Source organism: Streptomyces sp. BHT-5-2 (genome assembly GCF_019774615.1).
Classification (GTDB): domain Bacteria; phylum Actinomycetota; class Actinomycetes; order Streptomycetales; family Streptomycetaceae; genus Streptomyces.
The window spans coordinates 4,152,634-4,176,067 of the sequence record NZ_CP081496.1; the positions used below are offsets into that span (position 1 = coordinate 4,152,634).

The 23,434-nt window shown below is 70.6% G+C and carries 20 protein-coding genes; 15 read left to right on the top strand and 5 right to left on the bottom strand.

All coding sequences use genetic code 11. The annotated features are described in order from the left end of the window. The first annotated feature begins 142 nt into the window (after nucleotides 1-142). The 4 genes from K2224_RS18405 (at nucleotide 143) to K2224_RS18420 (ending at nucleotide 5,057) form a co-directional block, all read left to right on the top strand. A complete protein-coding gene (locus tag K2224_RS18405; protein WP_221909793.1) occupies nucleotides 143-1,312 on the top strand; it encodes an anhydro-N-acetylmuramic acid kinase in 1,170 nt (389 codons plus the stop codon). 96 nt (nucleotides 1,313-1,408) lie between these two features. Beyond that, a complete protein-coding gene (locus K2224_RS18410) occupies nucleotides 1,409-1,891 on the top strand; it encodes a GNAT family N-acetyltransferase (protein ID WP_221907607.1) in 483 nt (160 codons plus the stop codon). Between the two features lie 770 nt (nucleotides 1,892-2,661). Next, nucleotides 2,662-3,228, top strand: coding sequence for an RNA polymerase sigma factor (locus tag K2224_RS18415; RefSeq protein ID WP_221907608.1), 567 nt, complete (start codon nucleotides 2,662-2,664; stop codon nucleotides 3,226-3,228). A gap of 5 nt (nucleotides 3,229-3,233) precedes the next feature. Continuing rightward, nucleotides 3,234-5,057 (top strand): IclR family transcriptional regulator C-terminal domain-containing protein, encoded by a 1,824-nt coding sequence (locus K2224_RS18420; RefSeq protein WP_221907609.1) that lies wholly within the window; start codon nucleotides 3,234-3,236, stop codon nucleotides 5,055-5,057. A gap of 162 nt (nucleotides 5,058-5,219) precedes the next feature. On the opposite strand, the gene K2224_RS18425 is transcribed toward K2224_RS18420, so the two are convergent. Further along, the gene (locus K2224_RS18425; protein WP_221907610.1) at nucleotides 5,220-6,467 is read right to left on the bottom strand and encodes an MFS transporter; all 1,248 of its coding nucleotides are present in this window, start codon (nucleotides 6,465-6,467) and stop codon (nucleotides 5,220-5,222) included. Between the two features lie 193 nt (nucleotides 6,468-6,660). Between K2224_RS18425 and K2224_RS18430 the strand changes: the two genes are divergently transcribed. Both K2224_RS18430 and K2224_RS18435 read left to right on the top strand, forming a co-directional pair. After that, nucleotides 6,661-7,647, top strand: a complete 987-nt coding sequence (locus K2224_RS18430; RefSeq protein ID WP_221907611.1) for an LLM class flavin-dependent oxidoreductase — start codon at nucleotides 6,661-6,663, stop codon at nucleotides 7,645-7,647. Nucleotides 7,648-7,940: 293 nt separating this feature from the next. Beyond that, nucleotides 7,941-8,825 (top strand): sigma-70 family RNA polymerase sigma factor, encoded by an 885-nt coding sequence (locus K2224_RS18435; RefSeq protein ID WP_221907612.1) that lies wholly within the window; start codon nucleotides 7,941-7,943, stop codon nucleotides 8,823-8,825. Between the two features lie 75 nt (nucleotides 8,826-8,900). Here K2224_RS18435 and K2224_RS18440 read toward each other — a convergent pair whose 3' ends face one another. After that, entirely contained in the window at nucleotides 8,901-9,767 is an 867-nt protein-coding gene (locus K2224_RS18440; protein ID WP_260692773.1) for an SDR family NAD(P)-dependent oxidoreductase, read from the bottom strand. 108 nt (nucleotides 9,768-9,875) lie between these two features. On the opposite strand from K2224_RS18440, the gene K2224_RS18445 reads away from it, so the two are divergent. Beyond that, entirely contained in the window at nucleotides 9,876-10,346 is a 471-nt protein-coding gene (locus K2224_RS18445; protein WP_221907613.1) for a MarR family winged helix-turn-helix transcriptional regulator, read from the top strand. A 95-nt stretch (nucleotides 10,347-10,441) separates the two neighbouring features. Here K2224_RS18445 and K2224_RS18450 read toward each other — a convergent pair whose 3' ends face one another. Beyond that, nucleotides 10,442-13,261 (bottom strand): LuxR family transcriptional regulator, encoded by a 2,820-nt coding sequence (locus tag K2224_RS18450; protein WP_221907614.1) that lies wholly within the window; start codon nucleotides 13,259-13,261, stop codon nucleotides 10,442-10,444. An 844-nt stretch (nucleotides 13,262-14,105) separates the two neighbouring features. Here K2224_RS18450 and K2224_RS41415 point away from each other — a divergent pair. From K2224_RS41415 to K2224_RS18475, 5 genes are all read left to right on the top strand, one after another. After that, nucleotides 14,106-15,443 carry a hypothetical protein gene (locus tag K2224_RS41415; RefSeq protein ID WP_221907615.1) on the top strand — a complete coding sequence of 446 codons (1,338 nt, stop codon included), beginning with the start codon at nucleotides 14,106-14,108 and terminating at the stop codon, nucleotides 15,441-15,443. Nucleotides 15,444-15,545: 102 nt separating this feature from the next. Then, nucleotides 15,546-16,484, top strand: coding sequence for a hypothetical protein (locus tag K2224_RS18460; RefSeq protein WP_221907616.1), 939 nt, complete (start codon nucleotides 15,546-15,548; stop codon nucleotides 16,482-16,484). 121 nt (nucleotides 16,485-16,605) lie between these two features. Next, nucleotides 16,606-18,198 carry a hypothetical protein gene (locus K2224_RS18465; RefSeq protein ID WP_221907617.1) on the top strand — a complete coding sequence of 531 codons (1,593 nt, stop codon included), beginning with the start codon at nucleotides 16,606-16,608 and terminating at the stop codon, nucleotides 18,196-18,198. Between the two features lie 91 nt (nucleotides 18,199-18,289). Further along, nucleotides 18,290-19,180: an ABC transporter ATP-binding protein gene (locus K2224_RS18470; RefSeq protein ID WP_221907618.1), complete on the top strand. Its 891-nt coding sequence runs from the start codon at nucleotides 18,290-18,292 to the stop codon at nucleotides 19,178-19,180. A gap of 292 nt (nucleotides 19,181-19,472) precedes the next feature. Continuing rightward, nucleotides 19,473-20,354, top strand: a complete 882-nt coding sequence (locus K2224_RS18475) for an MOSC domain-containing protein (RefSeq protein ID WP_221907619.1) — start codon at nucleotides 19,473-19,475, stop codon at nucleotides 20,352-20,354. Here K2224_RS18475 and K2224_RS18480 read toward each other — a convergent pair. Beyond that, nucleotides 20,249-20,617 (bottom strand): hypothetical protein, encoded by a 369-nt coding sequence (locus K2224_RS18480; RefSeq protein WP_221907620.1) that lies wholly within the window; start codon nucleotides 20,615-20,617, stop codon nucleotides 20,249-20,251. The two genes, K2224_RS18475 and K2224_RS18480, sit on opposite strands and share 106 nt — an antisense overlap. Nucleotides 20,618-20,820: 203 nt before the next feature. On the opposite strand from K2224_RS18480, the gene K2224_RS18485 reads away from it, so the two are divergent. After that, nucleotides 20,821-21,009 carry a hypothetical protein gene (locus K2224_RS18485; protein WP_221907621.1) on the top strand — a complete coding sequence of 63 codons (189 nt, stop codon included), beginning with the start codon at nucleotides 20,821-20,823 and terminating at the stop codon, nucleotides 21,007-21,009. A 455-nt stretch (nucleotides 21,010-21,464) separates the two neighbouring features. Next, nucleotides 21,465-21,641 (top strand): hypothetical protein, encoded by a 177-nt coding sequence (locus K2224_RS18490; protein WP_221907622.1) that lies wholly within the window; start codon nucleotides 21,465-21,467, stop codon nucleotides 21,639-21,641. A 295-nt stretch (nucleotides 21,642-21,936) separates the two neighbouring features. Here the strand turns inward: K2224_RS18490 and K2224_RS18495 are convergent, their stop codons facing one another. Beyond that, nucleotides 21,937-22,437: an RDD family protein gene (locus K2224_RS18495; RefSeq protein WP_260692774.1), complete on the bottom strand. Its 501-nt coding sequence runs from the start codon at nucleotides 22,435-22,437 to the stop codon at nucleotides 21,937-21,939. 439 nt (nucleotides 22,438-22,876) lie between these two features. On the opposite strand from K2224_RS18495, the gene K2224_RS18500 reads away from it, so the two are divergent. Then, nucleotides 22,877-23,284, top strand: a complete 408-nt coding sequence (locus K2224_RS18500) for a hypothetical protein (RefSeq protein WP_221907623.1) — start codon at nucleotides 22,877-22,879, stop codon at nucleotides 23,282-23,284. Nucleotides 23,285-23,434 lie beyond the last annotated feature (150 nt).

Below are 23,434 nucleotides of genomic sequence, written 5' to 3' on the forward strand. Positions count from 1 at the left end.
ACCACCCGAGTCGTGCGGCTATCACGCCCCAACTAAGCGGAAAGAAATAGAGTTTGCACCTCTACTTCTCCGGCCTCCGTCCCAGGAGGGAACCGTGCCTCTCTCCCAACGCAACCACGCAGCCGGCCTACCCGACGGCGCCATGCGCGTCATCGGGCTGATGTCAGGGACCTCCTACGACGCCGTCGAGGCCGCGGCCGCGGATCTCGGCCTCGACGGGGACTCCCTGCACCTGCGCCCGCTCGGGCATCTGTCCATGCCCTACCCCGACGGTCTGCGGGGCCTGATCGCCAGTGCCCTGCCCCCGGCCGCCACGACCGTGCAGGCCATCTGCGCTCTGGATACCGGCATCGGACGTGCCTTCGCCACCGCTGCCGAACGAGCACTGCACGAATTGTGCGCCGACACCGCCGACTTCGTGGTCTCGCACGGCCAGACTTTCTACCACTGGGTCGACGACGGCAGTGTCCGCGGCACGCTCCAGCTCGGCCAGCCTGCCTGGATCGCCGAGCGGACCGGGCTTCCCGTCGTCTCCGACCTGCGCAGCAAGGACGTCGCCGCTGGTGGACAGGGCGCCCCGCTGGTCAGCATGGTCGACAGCCTGCTGCTGGGTGCGCTGCCCGGTAGGTCGGCGGCCCTCAACCTCGGTGGCATCGCCAACATCACCATCGTCGCCCCCGACACCGAACCGCTGGCGTTCGACACCGGTCCCGCCAATGCCCTCCTGGACTCCGCCGTCCGCCACTTCACCAACGGGGCAGCGCACTACGACCGGGACGGCCGCGGAGCCGCCGCCGGCCGTACCAGTCCCGACCTGCTCCACCGTCTCCTGGCCGACCCGTACTACCGCAGGCCCGCCCCCAAAAGCACCGGCAAGGAACACTTTCACCTGTCCTACCTGCAGCAGGCGCTCCAGGCGACGCCAGGGCTCGGCGCCGACGATGTGCTGGCCACTCTGACACGCCTGACCGCTGTCACCGTGGCCGGCGCCTGTCGTGATCACCGCGTCACCGACCTCGTCATCTCCGGAGGCGGTGCCCACAATCCGACGCTCATGCGGATGCTCTCCGAGGAACTTCCCGACGTGCGGATGCGTTCAAGCGACGACTTCGGACTGCCCTCCGACGCGAAGGAAGCCCTGGCCTTCGCCGTCCTGGGGTTTCTCACATTCCACGGGCTACCCGGCACGATCCCCTCAAGTACGGGTGCCCGTCAGGCGACTCTCCTGGGGAGCATCACACCGGGCCGCGCTCCCCTTCGACTCCCCGAACCGGCGCCCCGTTCCCCTCGCGTACTGCGGATCACGGTCTGACCACGCCTGCTCGCCAATCGAGGCAACGTCTTTGAGGACATGCCGGATGCCGATAAACCGGTGGGGTGACGGAACTGGTACAGGTAGCGTGCAGCCATGCAGGTTCGTGAATTCCGAGAGGCTGACTGGTCACAGGTATGGGGAATCATCCGGGATGTCGTTCGGTCGCAGGAGACGTTTCCTTACGACCCGGAGATGAGCGAAGAAGAAGGCCGTATGTGGATCGAGGAACCGCCCGGCCTGACCGTTGTCGCAGTTGATGGTGAACGCGTTCTGGGCACCGCCAAGATGGGGACGAACCGGCCCGGTCCCGGTTCGCACGTGTCCACCGCGAGCTTCATGGTGGCCGCTGATGCGCGGGGCAACGGCGTGGGCACGGCCCTGTGCCGATTCTCGGTGGACTGGGCAAAGCAACGTGGCTACGCGGGGATGCAGTTCAACGCTGTGGTCGAGTCGAATCACGTCGCGGTCGAACTCTACAAACGCCTTGGTTTCGAGGTCCGCGGAACCGTTCCCGGTGCCTTTGTGCATCCAAAACTCGGAGCCGTTGGCCTGCACGTCATGTATCGGCAGTTCTGATCGAGTTGGCGCCGGCGGCCGCGGAGTCCAGCAGGCGCACCAGTTCGGTCTGCCGCTGAGGAGGGCCCCGACCTGTCGCGCCGCCTCGCCACCGGCGGCCCGTTCAACACCCCGACCAGGCCACCTTCTGCGGCGGTGACCACCGCGGCCACACCGGCTACCCCGCCCTCGCCGGATGACGGGTTGACCGGATGAGCTGTGGGCGGTTGGGGCAGTGCCGGCCGTGTGGGCGGGCCGAGTTGGGCCCCGGCCCGACGGGTATCCGGACCGGGGCTCATCACCCGTTCGGCTGATTGGCGGGAGGTCGGGGGGAGAAGTGGGCCCCGGGGTTCGTCGGGAGAGCGAGGACGCACACCGCGTCCTGGCCCGATCGAGGGAGAACCACTCATGACTCCGCTGGAATGGACCGGATACCTCCCGGCCGTCGTGAGCGCGGTACACGCGCTGGGCGTCGTGCTGCGTCTTCGCTGGGAGCGCGTCCCTGAGGGAGGAGGCCCCGGTCCGTCATGCGCCGCCGAGGTACGAGGGGGTCATGAGAAGTGGCAAGAGAAACGGCATATGAGTCACCATCAGGAGTGGCATAGGAAGTGGCATGAGCAATGCCGGTGCGGTGGCGGGAAGTTGGCGGTGCGGGTGGATGTCGCGGATCTGTCGCCGGCATGTGTGCCACTGCAGGTGGTGGTGACCGTCGAGGTCGTCCCGGGCGGTGGCATGGCGGGTGAGGAGTGGGGCCCGTGGTAGGCGACGGCCTGCGGGCAGAGGTGGCGGTTGTGGGTGGGGAGGTGGCTCAGCGGCTGCTGGAGTGCTACCCGGACTTCATGGCCAGGCAGCCGTATGCGCTGCGGCGGGAGTTCCGGGCGCTGTCGTTGGCCGCGTGCCAGGACATCGCGCAGGAGGCGTATTTGCGGGTGGGGTCGAAGGCGGAAGGTGGGGGGCTGGCACCGGAGACGAACGTGATGGCGTATCTGCATCGGGCGGCCCGCAATCTGGCCCTGGACCGCTTCCGTACGGAGCTGCAGAGAAAGCGCTTGGTGCAGTTGGCCGGTGACGGTCTGGACTCGGTGCCGGAGCGGCGGGTGGTGCAGGAGACGGACCAGGTGCTACAGCAACTGGTCCGGCCGGCGATCGAGGAGATGCCCAAGAGCCTGCAGCAGAAGGTGGTGGACCTGCAGAGCCAGGGGCTCAGTGATGTGGAGATCGCACTCGTGCTCGGTATTTCCGCACAGCAGCTCCACAGAATGCGGAACAAGGCCGTTTCGCAACTAAGGGGCAAGCTCGCCGGGCATATTCGGTCTGGGCACCGCAAGCAGAAGCAGCACGGGGTGAGGGACAGGTGAGCGATGTGAGCAGGTACGACGGCCACCGCGGCGGGGCGGGTCGCCCGGAGCCGGTGGCCCCGGCCGGGCTCGCGGCATTGCTGGCCCAGCTCGCCGGTCCGCCCGACTTCTGGGACCGGCCGAGTGGAGACTTCGGTCCGCTGGCCGCCGCCTACGCACTGACCCCCGAGGAGCGGGCACACGCCAACTCCCTTTATCGGCTGGGCTCGAAGGCACTGGCCCGTCACGAGCTGACCTCGGCGGCCGAGTGGTTGGGCGCGGCCGCCGAGGCCGGTCACCCCGGAGCGCTGTTCCGCCTGGCCGCCCTCGCCGCCCGGGCAGGCCGCGGGAGTGTGGAGAACGTGCGGTTCCTGGTGGCCGAAGCCGCACGGCACGGGCACGGTGACGCTCATGCCCTGCTGGAGGCCATGACCGGTGCTGCGGCCACCTCCACACCGTCCGTGGCAATCGAGGACCCGCAGTTCATCGACGAAGTCCGGGAAGGCATGGGAAAGCCGGCGGTTCCTGGCACTCCGCACGACGTCGATGCCGGGCGCGGCTCTGCGCCCTCCGATGGCCCGGAGCCGAGTGGGCAGGTGACGACAGCCACCGGTCGGCTCGTTCCGGTGCCCGCGCCCCGGCTGGGCCGCGTCCACGTGCCCAGTCCTGGGCACGGTCGCCGGGACGGCCCCGGGGGGCGGGGCGACCGTCCTTCGTCGCCAGAGCCGGAACCACCGTCACCGTCACAGCCGCAGCCTTTCAGTGCCACCTCCGCCCCCGCTCCCACCGACACCGCGCATCACGGCGAGGGGCTGCTGCTTCCGCTGCCCCCGCGCCAGCCCGGGCCCGTTCCCCACGCCCCGAGCACGGCAGCGGACGAAACGCGCGATGCGGAGGAAACGCGCGATGCGGAGGAAACGCGCGGCGGGTGCGATCCGTGGTGGTCCGTGAACGCGCTGCGGCCGGCAGTTCTGACCGAAATGGCCCGCCGGACCGTGACGTACACCGATACCCCACAGCAGTGGAGGGCAGCCGCCCGAGCGCTGGACATCCTGTACCTCGTCGATGCTGCCGACGGGATCTCCACCCGGGATCTGGCGCGCCGAAGTGGGCTTGCACTGGGGCCGGTTGCCTGGTTGCTGCACTGGTTGCGGGGCCAGCAACTGATCTCCACGGTCGCCGGAGTCCACCTCCCCGGCCCCTTGATGGAGATGACCCGCCGCCCCGGGCAGCGCGCGCAACTGCTTCAACAGACCCTCACAGGACTGCGGGACCACCTCGGCGCCGCCGTCTACGTCAGCGACTACGCCGAGGGCGACGTCAACGTCCTCCACACCGCGTACGGGCCCCAGGCACCCCCGGTCACCGAGTGGGTCGCCTTCCGCGACACCGCGCACGCCAGCGCCGTCGGCAAGAGCCTGCTGGCCCAACTCGACTTCGACGACCGCATGAACCATCTGGCCCGTCATCGGCCCATCAAGCTCACCAGCCGCACGATCACCAACCCCCGCGCGCTCTTCGAAGCGCTCGACGGCCACGGGCCCCACGCCGCCCAGTTCGATCTGTTGGAATACTCCGACCGCGAAGTCTGCGCCGCCTTTCCGCTGGGCATCCCCGGACACGCCACCTGTGTGGCCCTGTCCCTGCCCGCCCGGCAGCGTCACCGACTGCTGCCCGCGGCACAGGCGCTCAGCGAACGCTCCGCCGGCCTGCTCATGGCCTTGATGTTGACCGATGAGTCCGCCACGGTCCGGCGGCCGCCCCCCTCGACCACCGCAGAGGGCACTCCCCCCGCAGCAGCCACCGGTGCGGGCCCCGTCCTGCCACGGCTCCACGCGGGACAGCGGTGAAACGACGCCGGTGCCTCCCGCCTCGACCCGGCAGGGCGAGGCGGGGGCCCAGCCACAGCCACAGGCAGGGGCCCGAGATCACGCAAGGCACTCGATCGGTACCGAAGTGGACTGCCTTGTGGCATCGGTTCCGCCGTGATGGAACGCGACCCGCTGACTGCCTCAGGTCGCGGCGGCGGGTTGGAGTTCGTCGGTGGTGTGGGCTTCTCGGGTGCGGGAGACGGCGAGGAGGAGGGCCTGCACGAGCGCTCCGGAGAGCCCGATCCAGAGGGCGAAGTGGTAGCTGACGGCGTCGGCGAGCGCCCCACCGATCGGCGCGCCCACCGCCACCATGCCCCAGTTGCATGAGCGGATGGTGGCGTTCATGCGCCCGCGCAGTCGGTCGGGGGTCACCGCTTGCCGGTAGCTCACCTCTACAGGGCTTTCGATTCCGATGGCCACCCAGATGGTGAAGAACGCCAGCGCGCTCGCGGGCAGCGCCCATGGGCCGCGTACGGCCAGCACCAGCGGCAGCCAGCCGAGGGCGGCCACCAGTCGAAATGCGATCAGGGTCGTTCCGACCTCGAACCGTCGGGCCACCCGCGTGGACAGCGCGCCGCCGATCACTGCGCCGATGCCGCCGCACGCGTAGCAGACGCCCAGGCCAAGGCTGCCGACCTTCAGCTCGCGCAGGGCGAAGACGGCGAACACTGTGGTGATCATGGTGTTGAACAGCAACATCGCATGCGAGGTCAAGGCGATGGGGGCCAGCGTGCGGTGCCGGTAGACCCAGGCCACTCCGGCGCGTAGTTCGGCGGCGAGACTGCGTCGTTCGGCGCGGTCGGGGACCGGGTCAGGTGCCTTGACGGAGATGAGCAGCAGGCCGGAAGCCAGGTAGCTGAGCGCGTCCACCAACACCGCGAGAGGCGCCCCGACGACTTTGATCAGGGCACTTGCGAGCAGCGGGCCGGCCGAGGTGGACACCGCGCCTGCCTGTTCCAGACGGGCATAGGCGGGGCCCAGCAGGTCCTTGGGCACCAGCCGCGGCACGAAGGACTGGTCCGCGGCCTCGAACACCAGACACAGCACCCCGAAGACGAAGAGGCATGCGCAAAGGGCGGCGATGCTGAGCCGACCGACGGCATACAGCACGGGGATGACGCCCAGGACTGCCGCCCGTGCCAGGTCCGTGGCCACCAGCAGCGGCTTTCGGCGGCAGCGATCCACCAGTACCCCGGCCACGAGGCCGAAGAGCAGGTACGGCAACCACCGGGCCGCGTTGACCAGGCCGACCTCGGTGGCCGATGCGCTCAAGGTGATGGCGGTGAGGATCTGCAGGGCGAGTGTCGTGAACTGAGAACCGATCGCCGAGACGGCGCCGGCGGTCCAGAAGCGCAGGTATCCGGGGACGTCGACCAGGCGGCGCGGCATGAGTGGACTCTACCAACGGAGATCATCGAGCAGAAGATGTTGCCGTGACGTGCAGTCCGAGTCGTAACAGGACGTGGGAACAGGCGCGTTGGAGCAGTTCCGATACGGCTCGGCCGGCACCAGTCGGTCGACGGGTTCCCGCCATGACACACAACCTGCCCGGCCCGATGGGATGACGTCCTAGGCTGGCACCATGATCGATGTACCTCTTTCCGCACTCGAAGTCGCAATGGTGCAGTCCGGTGCCCCGGCAGTGGAGACCCTGCGCGACACCGCCGCGTTCGCACAGGAGCTGGAACGACTGGGCTACCACCGGATCTGGTACGCCGAACATCACCACTCCCCCGCCATCGGCGCGTTCCCGCCCGTGGTGTTGATCGCGCACGCTGCCGCGTCCACCTCGGCGATCCGCCTCGGTTCGGGCGGCGTACTGGCACCCAACCACGCACCCATCATGCTGGCGGAACAGTTCGGAACGCTGGCCGCCCTGCACCCGGATCGCGTCGACATAGGTATCGGGCGCGGCCCAGGCACGTTCGACGAGTCCATCGCACGGGCGCTGCGCCGCGGAGCCGGACCGGCAACGGATGCGGAGTACCAGGCCGATGTGGCCGCGATCCTCGCCTTCCTGGTGGACGAGGTCTCACTCGGCGCGCTTCCGGAGCCCTGGCTGCTGGCCTCCAGCACCGCGGGTGCCGCACTTGCCGCGGAACTCGGGCTGCCGATCGCCCTCGCCCACCACATCCGGCCGGAGAACACCCAGGCAGCGCTGGAACGCTACCGGGCCGGCTTCACCCCGTCCCGCTGGTGCGAGCGGCCCCGGGTGCTGGTGTGCGTGGAGACGGTGTGCGCCGAGACCGAAGAGGAGGCCGCCTGGCGCGCCGGACCGATGAACGTCGTCAAGGCCGGGCTGCTGAAGGGCATCAGTGACATCCCCTTCCCGACACCCGAGGAAGCGGCCGACCACACCTTCACGGCCCCGGAACGAGAGGCACTGGCGGGTTTCCGTGCGCAGCAGGCCCACGGGTCGCCCAAGGCCGTCGTGAACCGACTGGCGCAACTGGCCGATGAGACCGGAGCGGACGAACTGTTGCTCACCACTCCCGTCTACGACCTCCAGGACCGCCTTCGCTCCTACGAGTTGATCAGGGAGCACTCCAACGGCATGACGGCACCGTAGACGCACTCCAACGCAACGTCATGAGGCGGTGTTGCCGATGCCACGCCATGCGCGGTGTCGCCAACGCCGCCGTCGGCCTCAGTGCCGGCGATCGGAGACGCGGGGAGCCCTCGCTCAGTTCGTCGGCGTGGTGCGTTTCCTGACTGTGCCGGTAGAGGTGGCGGGCGCGGATCGCAACGGCGAGGGTGTGGGTGGTGTTCACGAGGGTGTGGATGGTGTTCATATGATGCTCTCCTGGTGATCGGTTAGCGTCTGTCACCGGACCGACGGATCCCGACACGGGGGTGTGACAGGTGAGCGACGACGTTTCTCTGGCCGAACGCTTCGAGGCGGAGCGGCCCGGACTGCGGGCGGTGGCATACCGGATGCTGGGGTCGCTGGCCGAGGCGGAGGACGCCGTCCAGGAGACCTGGCTCAAGCTCGCCCGCGCCGACGTGAGCGAGGTGAAGAACCTGGGCGCCTGGCTCACCACGGTCGCCGGCCGGGTGTGCCTGGACATGCTGCGCTCGCGTACCTCCCGGCGGGAGGATCCGCTGCCGGAGCAGGAGGGGTCGGTCCGGCTGCCGGACCCGGTGGTCACCCGGGCCGGCCGCGTCGATCCCGAGCAGGAGGTCCTGATCGCGGACGCGATGGGCATCGCGCTGATGGTCGTGCTGGAAACCCTCTCCCCTGCCGAGCGACTGGCCTTCGTGCTGCACGACATGTTCGACGTGCCCTTCGACGACATCGCCCCCGTCCTCGGCCGTACCACGGTCTCCACCCGGCAGCTCGCCAGCCGCGCCCGCCGCCGGGTCCAGGGCGCCGTCCCCGCGGCCGACACGGACAACGCCCGCAAACACGACGTGGTGAACGCCTTTCTGACCGCCTCCCGTGGCGGCGATTTCGAGGCGCTGCTGGCCGTTCTCGACCCGGAGGTGGTGGCGCGCTCCGACGGCGGTACGCGCGTCCCGAGCGTTCTGCGGCGTGGTGCGGCCGATGTGGCTTCGCAGGCGATCACCTTCGCCCGCTTCGCGGCGGACGCCCGTCCGGTGCTGGTCAACGGCACTCCCGGCGTGGTCGCCTTCACCGAGGGACGGCCGATGTCGGTCATGTCGTTCACCATCCGGGACGGCCGCATCACCGGACTCGACATCCTCACCGACCCCGACCGTCTGTCCGCGCTGGGCCTCAGCGCCTGAGCCCCTGGATGCCTGGAGGCGGGGTGCCGCTCCTCGCCCTCCCCGCAGGCACAGGCACATGACGGCAGTTGTCGTTCAGCTGGTGAGCCAGGGGCGGGTGAGGTTCTGGACGGCCGAGCCGTCGAGGTCGGCAAGCTTGGTGCCGACCACGTCGCGGGCGCGTTCGGAGGTCTGGATGCGGAAGGCCGGGCGGTCGCCGGTCAGGGCCTCGACGATCGGGGCGGCGGCCTCTGCCTGGGACTGGGCGGTGCGGAAGACGTTCTGGATGCGGTCGAAGTATGCCTGGAGGGCCGGGGCGTAGGGACCCGCCTGGTCGATCATGGCGGGGCGGTCCAGGCTCATACTGGTGACGAACTCGCTGGCCACGGCGGCGGGTTCGACCACGGCGACATCGACGCCGACGGCGGCGGCGACGGGCGCGAGCGACTCCATGAAGCCCTCGACGGCGAACTTGGCCGCGCAGTAGGGCTCGTTGAAGGGCTGTCCGACGATCCCGCCGACACTGGTGACGGTGATCACCCGGCCCTGGGTGGCGCGCAGGTGCGGCAGGGCGGCGCGGGTGAGGGCCACCACGCCGAAGAAGTTGACCTCCATGGCGGTGCGGAAATCGTCGAGCTCGATGAGTTCCGCGGTGCCGACCTGGCCGGCGCCGGCGTTGTTGACCAGGGCGTCCAGGCGGCCGTGCTCGGCGATCACCTCGTCCAGGCAGGTGGTGATGGTCTCGGAGTCGACCACGTCCAGGCGCTTGACCTGGATGCGGTCGGCGACCCCGTGCTCTGCGGCGGCCTTGAGCAGGGCCTCGGCCTTGGCGGTGTCGCGCATGGTGGCGATGGTGGTCCAGCCGGCCCGGGCGGTGCCGAGGGCGGTGGCCAGGCCGATGCCGGAGGAGGTGCCGGTGATCAGGACGGTCTTCGGGGTGGTGGGCATCGGGGTGGTGGGCATGGCTGTGCTCCGCTTCTGTTTCCGGTTCTGCTTCTGAAGCCATTGCGTGTGTGCACACACATCTTGCATATGTGTGTGCGTACACGCAACTGAACTAGGATGGCTCCCATGCCGGACACCGACGACATCGACGCGAACCCGCAGGAATCCACTCCCCGAGACCGTGCCTTCTACGGACTGATCTGGGCCTGCACCACCCTGACCGCACAGGCCGACGCCGCCCTGACCCGCACCCACGACCTGCCGCTGACGTGGTTCGAGGTCATGCTCTGGCTCCACACCCAGGACGAACCGATGGCCGCCTCCGACCTCGGCGCCAAGGCACTGCTCAGCCGCAGCCAGGTCTCCCGCGTCATCGACTCGCTCCAGGCCCGCGGGCTGGTCGAGCGCACCCCCTCCCCCCACGACGCCCGATCCGTGCAGATCGCCCTCACCGCGGCCGGCCGCACCGCCTTCGCCGAAGCCAACGCCACCCGCCGCGCCGCCCTGGCGGAGGTCTTCGACGATCTCCTCGACGAGGAGGACATCACCGCCCTGCAGACCGTCTGGAACAAGCTCAAGCGCAAGACGACCTGCTGACCCACGAGCCATCCGCGCCGGCTCCGGTTGGCGCGCGGACGCGGGTGGGATGCGGGTGGACGTGGGCGGGGCAAAGCCCCCGGGGCGTGCGGGGGTCAGCCCAGGTTCTTGCCGTAGAGCTGGGTGCGGGAGGAGATGCCGAGCTTGGGGAAGAGTTTGTAGAGGTGGTAGCCGACGGTGCGCGGGCTGAGGAAGAGGCGGGCGGCGATGTCGCGGTTGCTCATGCCCTGGGCGGCCAGGCCGGCTATCTGGAGTTCCCGTGAGGTGAGGCGGGCGGTGTCGGCGGTGGCCGCGGGGTCCGGTTGGTCGGCGGCACGGTCGCCGGCGGCGCGGAGTTCGTGCCGGGCCAGGTCGGTCCAGGGACGGGCGCCGAGCGTGCGGAGATAGGTCTCGGCCTGGTGGAGGTGCTCCCGGGCCTGCTTGATACGGCGGCTGCGGCGCAGCCACTCACCGTAGAGAAGGTGCGTGCGGCCGGTGTCGAAGGTCGAGGGGTGCGTCGCGTCCAGGGCTTGGGCGAACAGGTCGTCGGCGTCCTTGCCGGACGCGAGGAGGGCGCGGCACCTGAGCCACATGGGGCGCAGGTGCGGGAGGTGGGCGGGGTTGGCCTGTTGCTCGAAGCGTTGCAGGGCTGCCTGGGCCTGTGTCCGTTCGCCGGCGCGTACCAGTGCTTCGACGAGGTCCGGGAGTACGAGCCAACCGACCATGAAGTGCTCGGCCGGTCCGCCGGGGGAGGTCACCTCGCCCAGTAGCCGGGCGGCGCGGTCGGGGTGGCCTTCGGCGAGGGCGTGCAGCCCCAGCGCCCACTGGGCCAGGCCGATGGCGGAGGTGATGCGGCGCGGCACCGACAGCGCCAGGGACTCCTCGGCCAGGGCGCGGCAGCGGTCGCCCTCGCCCTGGGCGGCGGCGGCCCAGGCGAGCATGGCCCGTAGGTGGCTGGCGGCGCCGAGTTGGCCGGTGTCGTCGGCGAGGGCGAGGGCCTCGATGGCATGGGATACCGCCGCGGGCCACTGGCCGGTGATGAGTTGCAGCGCCACCAGCGGGGCGAGGGACATCGGGAGCGCGCCGACTGCGCCGACCTTGCGCAGCTCGTCGACGGCGCGCTGGTGGGCGTGCAGCATCTCCTCGGTGATCCCGGTCAGATAGGGCAGGAACACCGGCGGCCAGATCCACGGCCTGGGATGTGCGGGGGACAGCCAGGCCATGCGGGCGACAGGGACCTCGGGGGGGCGCGGGTGGGCTGTCGGACGGACTGTCGGGTGGGTGCCGGGGGCGAGGCTGCCCAGGTAGTGGAAGTGGCGGGAGAACTGGTCGGTGATGGCGGCGGCTCGGTCGTCGGCGTCGGGAGCGGAGCCGGCCGCGGTGCCGGTGGTGGCGGTGTCGCCCTGGGCGGCCGCTCGGGAGGGCAGGCGGGCGAGGAGTTCGGCGATCTCCGTCAGGTGCGCGGGTGCGCCGGCCACCCAGGCCGAGCGGGCGGCCATCACCAGCAGTTCGCCGGCCAGTTCGGCGTCCGTCTCCCCCACCAGGCGGGCGCCGTCCAACAGCATCCGGCAGGCCAGTGCCGGGTCGCTGCTGGCGTGGGTGATGGCACCGCGCACCCGGGCGGCGCGGGCCCGCAGCGCCGGGTCGTCGGTCAGCGTCTCGGCGCGGTCCAGCAGGGCCTCGGCGTGGGAGGTCTTGGCCGCCGTCCATGCGCACTCGGCCGCGTCCACCAGCCACCGGGCACGTCGGCGGGAGTCCGAGGCCAGCGCGGCGGCGCGGCACAGTGCCTGGGCTGCCGTGGTCACCCCACCGGTGCGGCGGCTGCGTTCGGCGAGTGCGGCCAGCAGCTCGGCCACGGCGTCGTCGGTGCCGACCGCGGCGGCCGCCGCGTGCCAGACGTACCGGTCGTTCTGGCGGCCGACGGCCTCGGCCAGGGCCAGGTGGGCGGCGCGCCGGTCGTTGAGCGAGGCGCCCTGGTAGAGCGCGGAGCGGACCAGGGGGTGCCGGAAGCGGACGTGCTGCTGGTCCAGATGGAGCAGTCCCTGGGACGAGGCCGCGGACAGCACGTCCATGGCCGCCTCGGCGTCACCGGCGGCACCTAGCACGGTGGCCAGGTCGCCCTCGCCCTCCGCCGCGGCGAGCAGCAGTACGCGGTGGTGGTCGGCCGGAAGGCGGAGCGCGCGGTGCCGGAAGATCTGGTGCAACCGTTCGCTGAGCGGCAGGTGTTCGGGCAGTGGGGCGGTGCCGTCCAGGTGGTCGGGGCGCAGCGTGGAGGGCAGTTCCATCAGGGCCAGGGGGTTGCCGCCGGCCTCGCGCAGCAGCCGTTCGCGGACGGTCGGTGTGGACTGCGGCAGATGGCAGGCCAACAGGTCCGATGCGGCGGATACCGACAGCGGACCGATGCGCAGGTGGCGCAGGCCGGGTGCGGGGAAGGGCCGGGAGTGGTCGCGGACGGCGAAGACCAGGGCCACGCTCTCCCGTTCCATCCGTCGGGCCACGAACATCAGCGCGTCCGCCGTCGCGGAGTCCAGCCAGTGGGCGTCGTCGACGACCAGCAGCAGCGGCACGTCCTCGGAGGCGTCGGAGAGCAGGGTCAGCACGGCCAGTGCCACCAGGAACGGGTCGGCGATGGCGGTGGCCATCCCGAACGCCCCACGCAGCGCGGCGGCTTGCGGCTCGGGAAGGCGATCCACATACCGCAGCAGCGGTCGCAGCAGTTGGTGCAGTGCGGCGAACGGGAGCTCCACCTCGCCCTCCACCCCGACCGCGCGCAGCACCCGCACGTCCGGTTCGGCCCGCTGCACCAGGTCCGCCAGGAGCTCGCTCTTGCCGATCCCGGCGGGCCCGCGCAGCACCAGCGTGTTGCTGCTCCCCTTGCGTGCGTCGTCGAGGAGCCTGCCCAGCTCGTCCCGCTCCGGCTCTCTCCCGACCAGCATCCGACGGTGTCCTTTCTCCTTGGGAGTTCCCCAAGCGTATGACGGGTGTGTATAGCGCCAGGTTGCATGCGTCGATCGCATTCAGCCGCTGGTCACAGCAGGTTTTCGGGCGAACGTTACGGATGGCGGGCCAGTCGGGGGCAGGTCGTGTGACGGATGCCTGCGGAACGACCGTTCGCACAGACTGACGAAACGTAAGGACCGGAACAGACGGGGCGGTCCGGGGGCGCCCCGCCCGGGACAAGCGAGGAGCAGCCATGCAGTTCGGGGTGTCCTACCTCTCTGACCTCTGCCGCGCGGAGTGGAGGTCGGCGGCAGAGTACTGCTCCGACGCGTGGGCCCGGTGCGCCCGCACGGAATCGACCGGATTCGTGCATGCTCGCGGAGTCGGCCGGATTTGTGTCGGCGAAGACGAGCGAGCGCCGTCTCAACGACTCCTGGGGCGCGTACCGCCCGACGGAGTCCGAGACGCCCGGGGGCCGCTGGACGATACGACGCCGGACGGTTCCCGGTGGACGGACAGCGACGGCCTCGGGCTGCCGGCGACCTCGTCGCCCGACCCGACGGCGCGGACGCGGCCGCCGAGCGGCGGGAATCGGTCGGCCACGGCGACCACGACACTGCGGCGACATTGGCTGGAAGTCGGTGGGTGTCGCCCCCGCCTGCGCGCGAGGCACCAGCGGAACGGAGGTTCCGCTATGCGCTCGTGCCCCTGCTGCCGGAGCGGCTCGCGGCGCGGCATGCCGAGGCCCGCTCCCGGACCGCCGCCTCCGACCGACGGCGACGGGCGGCCACCGACAGGCCCGGACGGGCCGACTCCCTTTCCCCAGACGACGTTGAGGACATGGAAACAGAACCTCAGGCACGGAGAAGAGAAGCTGCACCGGCCACCGGCGCGGTGCGCCCACGATTACGCGGCGATGTGTACTTCACGGCGACGTCCGACGGCACGTTCGTCCGCAGCGCCCGGGGCAACAGCCTGAGCCTGCTGCTCGAGGGCGCCTCGGTCCACCGGCTGCTCACCGCACTCGCCCCGGCCCTGACCGGCGCGGCCACACTGGAGGAGCTGCTGACCGACGTGCCGGCACCCCAGCGGCCCTCGGCGCGGCAGTTGATCGGCACGCTGCTGGAGCGCGGCTTCGCCCGCGACGCCGGCTCCGATCTGCCGCACACCCTGGATGACGAGGAGGCCGAACGGTACGCCGCGCAGGTGCAGTTCATCGATTGTTTCGCCGACTCGGCCGAGCGCCGCTTCCAGGACTTCCGCGCCGCCGGCGTGGTCTGCGTCTGCGGTCCCGAGGCGGCCCGCGGCTTTCTCAGCGCACTGACCGACTGCGGCACCTCTCGGCTGACCCTCGTCGTCCCCGACTCGGACGCCATGTTGACGATCCATCAGTTCGCGACCACGCTGCCCGAGGTGCCGGCCGAGCTGGCATTCGTACCGGCGCCCGCCACGGCGAACGGGGCCGACGCGGCGGACTGGGAGACGCTGCTGGGCGCGGCCGACGTCGTCCTCCACCTCGCCGACCACCCCGGCGTCGGCGACCGCGAGGCCGTGGCCCGCTTCTGCACCCGGCTGGGCAAACCACTGGTCCAGGGCCTGGCGGTGGCGGACGCGGTATGGATCTGGCCGGTCCACATGCCGGCTGCGGGTGCGGGTGGGGACCCGGGCGCGGGTGCGCCGGACGGCGATGGAGGACGGAGTGGTGACGGGGACGGAGCCACAGTCCAGGACGGTGACGGGGACGCGCCTTGGCAGCGGCTGCTGGCCACTCGCACCGAGGCCGAGCGTCGGGCGCTGCTCGCCGGTCCCTGTCCCGATGAGCTCTACCGGGGCCCGGTACCGGAGTTGGCCGCGCTTCAGCTCGCGTTCCGGGCGTTCTGCCATCTGACCGGAGTCGCCATGCCGGAGCTGACCGCCATGGCCCGGCTCGACACCGCGACGCTGGAGATCGACCACCACCCCGTCCGGACTCCCCGCACTCCCGAGACTTCCAGCAGGCCCGACACTCCTGACGCTTTCCGCACGCCGGACGCCGGATCGACCGGTTCGCACCCTTCCGGCGGCGAGTCGGAGCGCGAGCGCCCGGATCGTGGTCGGCACCCGGACGGTGACCGGCGCCCAGATGGTGGTCGGCGATGCCTGAGCAGGTCGTCGTCCCCGTCGCGCCGACGGCGGTAGGGCCCGCCGCACGCTGCTGCGGCACCGCCGCCGGCCACCGGCGGGCCCCAGGAGGAGATGAGAGGAGAAGCAACCGACCATGCGAACTCCGGGAGGCACCAGATGACAGCGGAGACAGCTTCCTGGGTGGTACACGACCTGATCGCGGCGCCCGGGGTGGCGGCTGCCGTGCAGGACGTACTGGCCCCCGCCGTGGAACAGCTGACGACGGCCGGTGCCACGCACCGCTTCGTCTTCCAGACGGTCGAGTCCGGCGGCCGGCTGCACGCCTGGTTCCACCTCGCCGATCCCGGGGCGCAGGAAGCCGTGCGGCACGAGCTGGACCGTCGACTGGCCTCGTACGGCCAGGAGCGGCTCACGCCACCGCCCGACCGGCAACGTCCGCCGGTGCTGCTCGACGGGACGCCCCGGGTCGTTCGACGGCAGGAGGAGCATCTCGCGATCACCAGCGCACTGGCCCTGCGAATGCTGCTCGAAGGGCTGGACGGGGCCGGCCACGACAGCCAGGTGCTCTCCTTCCTCCTCGCCAACCGCACCCACGGCCTGCGCCGTCCGGCCGAACTACGCGCCCGGTCCGAGGCCCTGGTCGCCGCGGCCGGCCTGGAGGACATGCTGAATTCGGCGGAGCTGAACACCGAATTCGCCGCCGGACGGCGGGACTTCGTCGCGCTGCTGCGGGGCATATGGACGCTGCCGAAGGGTGGGGACGGGGCCACGCTGGGTCCGTCCCAAGGCAGTCCGAGCAATCCAGGCAGTCCGTACGCACCGGGGTCGTGCGACGAGGGCTTCTGGGCGCTGGGTGCCTGGATGAACGCCACCCAGCACCTGCCGGCCAGGCTGACCGGCACGGTCGGAGCCTCCCGGGCACCGGCCGCCGTGGCCTCGGAGGTCCATCTGCTGCGACTGCTCGACGGCTACACGGCCCTGATGGGCAACCGACTGGGTGTGTCCGGCAGGCGCCACCGGATGCTGCTGGCCCTGGCGGCCGCCTCGGTCCGGGCGCTGGTCCCGACCCCGAGGAGCGGAGGCGCTCGCCGATGAACCCGTGCCGCAGGGCGGTCGGGACGCCACCGCCGGTCGTGACGGCAAGGGAGGAAGGGAGGTCAGGACGGTAGCGGCGGGCGAGTAGATCAAGGCGGTCAAGGAGATCAAGGAGACAGACGTGGTCGAAACGGTAGAGAAGATCAAGGCAGTCAAGACTGTTGACACTGTTGAGGCGCCCCTCCCCCACCCCGACCCCGCCACCGACTACCTGGCACCGCACATCGTCCCCACCCCCGTGCACCTTCCGGACACCGCCTCGGCCCCCGGCTCCGGATCCGGCGCAGCGCCCGACCCCGCCCTCCCCGCCGCCGTCCCACTGCCCTGGCCACCACCGCCCGGCCCCGGGCTCGGCACGCTGCTGCACGCCGTGTACGGCCTCACCCGCGCCCAGTGGCTGACCGCACTCGACCGGCTGCCGCTGGTCGGCAGCTTCGACGAGTTGGCCGTCGAGCCCGGCGGCGGACCGGTCCTGCGCCGCCCGGTGCCGTCCGTCGGCGCCCAGTACGGCGTCGGCCTGCACTGCGTACTGCCTGACGGCTGCTACCGCTACGACCCGCTGCACCACCGCCTGCTGCCGATACGGTCCGGCGATCACCGGGCGGCGATCGGGATCCCGCCGACCGCCGAATTCGGCTGGGTGTGCACGGTGTCAGTGCGTACGATCGCCGCGCGCTACGGCGAGTTCGGCTACCGCTTCGGCTGTCTGGAGACCGGCGTCGTCACCGCGCAGTGCGAGGTCGTGGCCCCGTCGGCCGGGCTGCGGGCGGCGCGCGTCGTCCCGTTCGACCCTGCCGTGGCGGCCGGTCTGCTGCGGCTGGACCCGCTCGCCGATCCGGTCACCGAGGTCGTCGCGTTCCACCCGGCACCGTCCGCCGCGGACGCCGCACCGCCCGCGGAGTACCCGAACGAGCCCGCCACCGCACTCCGCGCCCCCGAACCGCCGCGCGGCCCGGTCGACGCACTGCTGCCCCGGACGGCCGCGCTGCTCCGCGCCCTGCACCGCGGCCCCGCCCCGGACCACTCCACCGTCGAACTGCCCCGCGCCCACCCCCTCGACCTGGCCCACGGCCTGGCCCGTCCACGGTCCGCCCTCCGTGGTCTCTCCCGACTACCCGTCACGGGCGTCGACTTCGCCACTGTTCTGTCCGCCGCCACCACGCCGGAGGACGGCGGCTTCCTGTTCTGCTACGTCAACGAGGTGACCGGACTGCCCCGGGGCCTGTTCCGGTATCTGCCCGGCCACCACCGCCTCCTGCCGATCTCCGTGGGCAACCCCGGTCCGGCGCTGGCCGACTGCGCCGTGCAGGAATTTGCGCGCGAAGGATTCCACGACTCCGCCGCGGGGCTGATCTGGGCCGCCGACCCGGCCGACGGGCTGCGCACCCACGGCGCCGACGCCATCCGGCTCCGGTACACGCGGGTCGGTGCCGCCGCCCACCGAGCCTGCCTGGCCGCCGCCACCCACGGCCTGGCCGCACGGCTCCACGCCGATGCGCTGCCTGCGGAGGTCGACCGACTACTAGGGGTACAGGCCGAGTTACCGGCCAGCACACTCCTGCTCCAACTCGGCCTCCCGGCCCCAGGCACCGCCCGCCCCGAACACCGACTGGGATCGGCCACACCACACCCACCGAACCCCACCGACGACAGCCACAGCCACAAACCCACCAAGCACGACCACGACCGCGGCCACCGCCGTAACCGCCCCTGACACACCCCGATGCCTGCCCTGGACACATCCCGCTCCCACCCAGGCAGGCCCGCCCCTCTCCGATCCCGCTGAACCGCCGAAGGACATCCTCATGCCCGCGCCCGTACGTCCCCAACCCCGCAACCGGCCCCGAGGCAGGAGCCGCCCCGCGATCCGCGTCCGCGGGCTGACCAAGCACTACCGATCCGTCACCGCCCTGGACGGTATCGACCTGGACGTCCGGTCCGGGGAGATCGTCGCCCTCCTCGGCCCGAACGGTGCCGGCAAGACCACCACGATGGAGATCCTGGAGGGGCACCGCCGTGCGGACAGCGGCGAGGTCCAGGTCCTGGGCATCGACCCCCGAAACGCCACGCCTGCCTGGCGCAACCGCATCGGCATCGTCCTCCAGGGAGTCGCCGACTTCGGTACCCTGACCGTCCGTCAGGTCATCGACCTCTTCGGCGTCTACTACACCGATCCCCTGTCCGTCGACGAGACCCTGGGCTTGGCCGGGCTCACGGAGGAGGCGGACCGCCGGCTGAACACGCTCTCCGGCGGCAAGCGCCGCCGCCTGGAGGTCGCCCTGGGCATCATCGGCCGCCCCCAACTCCTCTTCCTCGACGAGCCCACCACCGGCTTCGACCCCGGAGTACGCCGTCACTTCTGGTCCCTGATCCGGACCCTGCGGGACCAGGGCACCACCATCCTGCTGACCACGCACCACCTGGACGAGGCGGAACACCTCGCCGACCGGGTCGCGGTGATCAACAAGGGCCGGATGATCGCCATCGACACCCCGGCACGACTGGGCGGCCGCCGGACCGGCACAACCGAGGTCCGCTGGCGCACCCCCGACGGGCCACGCACCGTCCGCACCCGAACGCCCACCGCACTCGTACGCAAGCTGACCACCGAGTTCCGCGGCGAAGTCCCCGAACTCACCGTCACCCGCCTGACGTTGGAGGACATCTACCTGGACATGATCGGACAGCGCGCGTGACCGCCACCACCACCCACCGCACCAGGCGACTTCGACCGGCACAGGCACGAGCAGTTGTCGGTCGGTGAGGCAGCGGAACCTCTGACCGCGGAGTCCGTCCTCCTGGAAAGGCTCTGCGCGGTGCTCCGCCGGCACGCCCGCACCGGTCGCACCGTCCCCAGAACCGGAGCCCCGTCCGATGGAATCCGGCTACGGCTGCCGGCCAGCACCGTGAGTCTCCTCGCGCAAACCGCCCGGGAAGCAGGACACTTCACGCATACCGCCATGCGATGCGAGCCAAGGAGACGACACCATGCCGCACGAACTCGGTACCGTGGCCGGCCTGCGGCGCTACCCGGTCAAGTCGATGCTCGGCCAGACGGTGACCTCCAGCGAGATCACCGAACGCGGCCTGACAGGAGACCGCTCACTGGCCATCATCGACCAGGACACCGGGAAGATCGCCAGCGCGAAGACCCCACGACTGTGGCGGGACCTGCTGCAGTGCACCGCCACGCTCGAACGGGACCACGTCCGTATCGCCTTGCCGAACGGCAGCTTCCTCCGGAGCGACGATGCCGACATCGACGACGCCCTCTCCGCCCACCTCGGCCGGACCGTCACACTGGCCGATACCGCCCCGCCCGGGGGCACGCTGGACCGATCCGTACCCGAGCAGGTGCTCCGCGACGGCCTCGACGCCGAAGTGCAGGCGGACATCGTCGACCTCGGCGCGCTGGCGCCCACCGGCACCTTCTTCGACTTCGCCCCCGTACATCTGATCAGCACCTCGACCCTGCACCAGGTAGCCGCCCTCAGCCCCCGCAACAGCATCGAGGCGGTGCGCTACCGCCCCAACATCGTGATCGACACCGACGGCCTCGGCTTCCCCGAACATGCCTGGACGGGCAGCGAACTGGGCATCGGCGAGCAACTCGTCCTCCGCATCGTCGCCTCCACGCCCCGCTGCGCCGTACCAACCCTCGCGCACGGCCCACTCCCCCAGGACAAAGCCGCCCTGCGCACCCTCGCCGAACACAACCGAATCGTCGCCATGCCCGGCCGCCGCCCCGAACCGTGCGCCGGCGTCTACGCCCAGGTCGTCCGTCCCGGCCGCGTGACACCGGGCGACACGGTTCGCCTGTCGCCCGAGACCGTCACCACGGACCGTCCGGCGGCCGCGGCCGCGTCGTAGCCGCCCATCGCCAGGCCGAAGTGGGCCACCTGCCCGTTGCCCATCGTGCGGGCTTCGGCGATGAGGCCGTCGACGATGTCAATGCCGCCGTCGGGGGTCGTCGGGATGTGACTGATCTCGCCGGTGCCTGCATGGTCGAAGGCCATGATGCGGGTCCCGGTCGGCAGGGCGAGGGCGACGAACACGGGGTGCCGGTCCGTCTTCCAGGTGTCCACGCCACCGCTCGCCAAGGTGACCGGGACGTCCGCAGGCAGGCCGAGCACCGGCCGACTTGGTGGTCGACGGCCTGGCGAGAATCTCACGGCGCCTGCACGGCGGGTGGTACCCACGTCAGGGACTCACGCTTCGAGCAAGGGCGCGACAGATCGTTTCAGCGCCACCCACAAAGAGGACCCGGGGCCTACCAGCGCACCGGCGGGGAAAGCTGTCGCCGACCAGTCAACCGCCTTACGGCAAGGAGTAATTGATGCGCCGCATCGCCACCGTCATCCTCGGAACCGTCGCGCTCTTCGGGGTTCTCGCCACCCCTGCCCAGGCTTCGACCGCCCCCATCACCGATCAGCTTGTCGGCGTTGTCGGCACATTGTGGGGCAGTACCATGCCAGCCAGCCTCACCTACACCGCCGCGACCAACGCCGTCGAAGCCAGCAAGTGACGACGAGGACCCCATGAGCCGCGCCGTCGGCAGGCGCACGGAATGCTCGCGGGCGGCGGCTCCCAGAACGGGTCACGGGGGACCGGCCTGACCGGCGGATCGAGTCCGCCCCGGCCCATACCGCCGCCTCGACCGTGGAACAGCTCCGTCAACACCTTGGCGTCCGCTTCCCGGGCGCCCTCGTCGATCCCGGGGATCCGGACGGCCAGGGCGCCCGGCAGGTGGTAGCGGTGCGGCCAGGCGCCCGACCCACCCCCGGTGCCCACGCCGTCGCCCTGGCCCTGGCTCGGTGCCTCCGGGATTCGATGCACCGCCCGGCTCCGGGTAGCCAGGCCCGGCAGTTAGGTGAAGCGATGGAGCCTGATTGGGTTAACTGCCTTGCGCAGACGGATCGAAGGGCGGTCGCCAGGGGACCTTCCCAGCAAGTGATTCCGTTTAGTTCCCTGGAGATTTCCATGCGCATTCGCACTGCAATTGCCGCCGCAGCCCTGGCCACAACAGCCCTGCTCCACGGAGCAGCGGTGGCTGCTGCGGTGTCGCACAACGCTCCCCCGACCCATTCCAAGCAGGTCTTCTCCGCTACGGATGATGACGACGACGAAGACGAAATGGGCCAGAGCGACGACGACTGAGCATGACCGAGGAGTGAACGGCCGGCGCAGGTGTCTGGCCAGTGCCCACCAGGCGCCTCGATGCGGCGGCCCCGGGCCCTCCGGGCGTCCGTGTCGGCCGTTCCTCTGAACACCGGCACCGTCCGGCAGTGGCACCCGTTCTGGTAGCGAATCAGGTCCTCCCGTAAGACGGGCGGGCGACGGCCGGCCCGTCGCCCGCCCGTCCGGGGGGACCTTCGGCTTGCCCGCCCGCTGGACCTGCCTGTTCGGGCCCGCCCTCCTCGGCGCTGCCAACGGCCGTGCCGAGGCCGGCGGGTCAGTGCCAGCGGCGTTTGACGACCGCGGTGTTGGCGGCGCGGTCGTGCATGCACTGCCGGAACGGCTCGTTCCAGATGCAGGACAGTACGTTGATGAGGCCCAGGACCGGCACCATGCCGATGCCCAGATAGGCCAGCCAGCGCCCCAGGGCGTGACCAAAACCGAGCTTGTTGCCGGTTTCGACGTGGACGACGCGCAGGCCGCAGATGGCCTTGCCCAGGGTCCCGCCCATCGCCGTCGTCAGAGGTTCGAAGAAGAGGCCGACGAGCAGTGTCCAGGCGAAGAGGCCGAGAACCACGGGCACCCCGCGACCGTCTCCGGGCTTGAACGTGCTGTACATCCAGATGTTCGCCGGCACCCAGGCGCCCGCGATCAGCACGCCGATGACCAGGTAGTCGATGAAGCGGGCGAGCAGCCGCATACCGGGGACCGCGAGCGCCTGCGGAGGCGGCCCCTGCGGCCTGCCCATCTGCGGGTGGCCCGCCTGCGGTTGACCCATCTGCGACTGTGGGGGATGCGGTGCCCCGTAAGGCGGGACCGGTGACTGCGGCGGATAGGGCTGAGGCGGTATGCCCTGCGGCTGACCGTAGTGCGGTTGCGCGGGGCCGAAGCCGGGGCCGTGCTGGTTGGGGGGCGGTGGCGACTGGAAGGTACTCACAGGAGGCGATCCAAGCCGATACCCCGGCACCGCGACAACTTCAGGTCCGCGACCGACGGGCTCCCCTCCGGTCCGCCCGCGCTTCGGCGGCGTGCGTGCCACCCCGGTTTCCAGTCGGCACGAAATTCGCGCTTTCGACCGGATGACATCACTCACTTCGACGGCTCAGGTACACCGACGCCCGGAAACCAGAGAAGTTCGCCCACCCAAGACCGATTGGCTTCAACTCCCTCATTTCTACTAGAATTTGTGTCGCACCAAACAGGAAAGGGGCGGCATAATGGCCGTGAAGGAAACCATCCAGGTCGACGAATCACAGAAGGATGAGCCGGGCGTTCAGGAGGTAATTACTCCTGTTCCGGTCGGCAACCAGATCGTCAAGAAGGCGACCTACTGGCGTTCGATCCTCCAGGACGACCTCAATCCCGAGGTCACGGAGGGCGTCACCACGGTCAAGTTCGCCGTGCCTGCGATGGTCGACGAGGAGTACGAGACCGGGGAGACGAACGAAGACGGCTCCAAGGAGATCAGCATCCGTCAGGTTCTTGATCTCAAGTGGTACGAGGCCGACCTTGGCGCCGAGAATCTGACCAAGCTCCAGGAAACGGTCAAGTCCTTCGTAGCCGTCGCCCGCGAGTCGGAGGCTCCCGCGGCGAAGCCGGCACGCAAGAAGCGCGCTGCCAAGTAACGCGGCAACGCCCCCTCCGACGAGGGGGCGTTTCCCGTTTCCGGCCGTGTGCAACCCATCGCACCCCCGACAGGCGCAAGTCGGGCCGAGTCAGGTGTGAGTGCGGCCCAGCTCCAGGTCGTTAATGGGGCCACAGGGAAAGCGAATTAA

Excerpts from the sequence above, each read along its gene's own strand:
- K2224_RS18405 (WP_221909793.1), top strand. The coding sequence starts at position 143 with ATGCGCGTCATCGGGCTGATGTCAGGGACCTCCTACGACGCCGTCGAG.
- K2224_RS18410 (WP_221907607.1), top strand. The coding sequence starts at position 1,409 with ATGCAGGTTCGTGAATTCCGAGAGGCTGACTGGTCACAGGTATGGGGA.
- K2224_RS18425 (WP_221907610.1), bottom strand. The coding sequence starts at position 6,467 with ATGCCGCGCCGCCTGGTCGACGTCCCCGGATACCTGCGCTTCTGGACC.
- K2224_RS18430 (WP_221907611.1), top strand. The coding sequence starts at position 6,661 with ATGATCGATGTACCTCTTTCCGCACTCGAAGTCGCAATGGTGCAGTCC.
- K2224_RS18440 (WP_260692773.1), bottom strand. The coding sequence starts at position 9,767 with ATGCCCACCACCCCGATGCCCACCACCCCGAAGACCGTCCTGATCACC.
- K2224_RS18445 (WP_221907613.1), top strand. The coding sequence starts at position 9,876 with ATGCCGGACACCGACGACATCGACGCGAACCCGCAGGAATCCACTCCC.
- K2224_RS18450 (WP_221907614.1), bottom strand. The coding sequence starts at position 13,261 with ATGCTGGTCGGGAGAGAGCCGGAGCGGGACGAGCTGGGCAGGCTCCTC.
- K2224_RS41415 (WP_221907615.1), top strand. The coding sequence starts at position 14,106 with ATGGAAACAGAACCTCAGGCACGGAGAAGAGAAGCTGCACCGGCCACC.
- K2224_RS18460 (WP_221907616.1), top strand. The coding sequence starts at position 15,546 with ATGACAGCGGAGACAGCTTCCTGGGTGGTACACGACCTGATCGCGGCG.
- K2224_RS18470 (WP_221907618.1), top strand. The coding sequence starts at position 18,290 with ATGCCCGCGCCCGTACGTCCCCAACCCCGCAACCGGCCCCGAGGCAGG.
- K2224_RS18475 (WP_221907619.1), top strand. The coding sequence starts at position 19,473 with ATGCCGCACGAACTCGGTACCGTGGCCGGCCTGCGGCGCTACCCGGTC.
- K2224_RS18485 (WP_221907621.1), top strand. The coding sequence starts at position 20,821 with ATGCGCCGCATCGCCACCGTCATCCTCGGAACCGTCGCGCTCTTCGGG.
- K2224_RS18490 (WP_221907622.1), top strand. The coding sequence starts at position 21,465 with ATGCGCATTCGCACTGCAATTGCCGCCGCAGCCCTGGCCACAACAGCC.
- K2224_RS18495 (WP_260692774.1), bottom strand. The coding sequence starts at position 22,437 with ATGGGTCAACCGCAGGCGGGCCACCCGCAGATGGGCAGGCCGCAGGGG.
- K2224_RS18500 (WP_221907623.1), top strand. The coding sequence starts at position 22,877 with ATGGCCGTGAAGGAAACCATCCAGGTCGACGAATCACAGAAGGATGAG.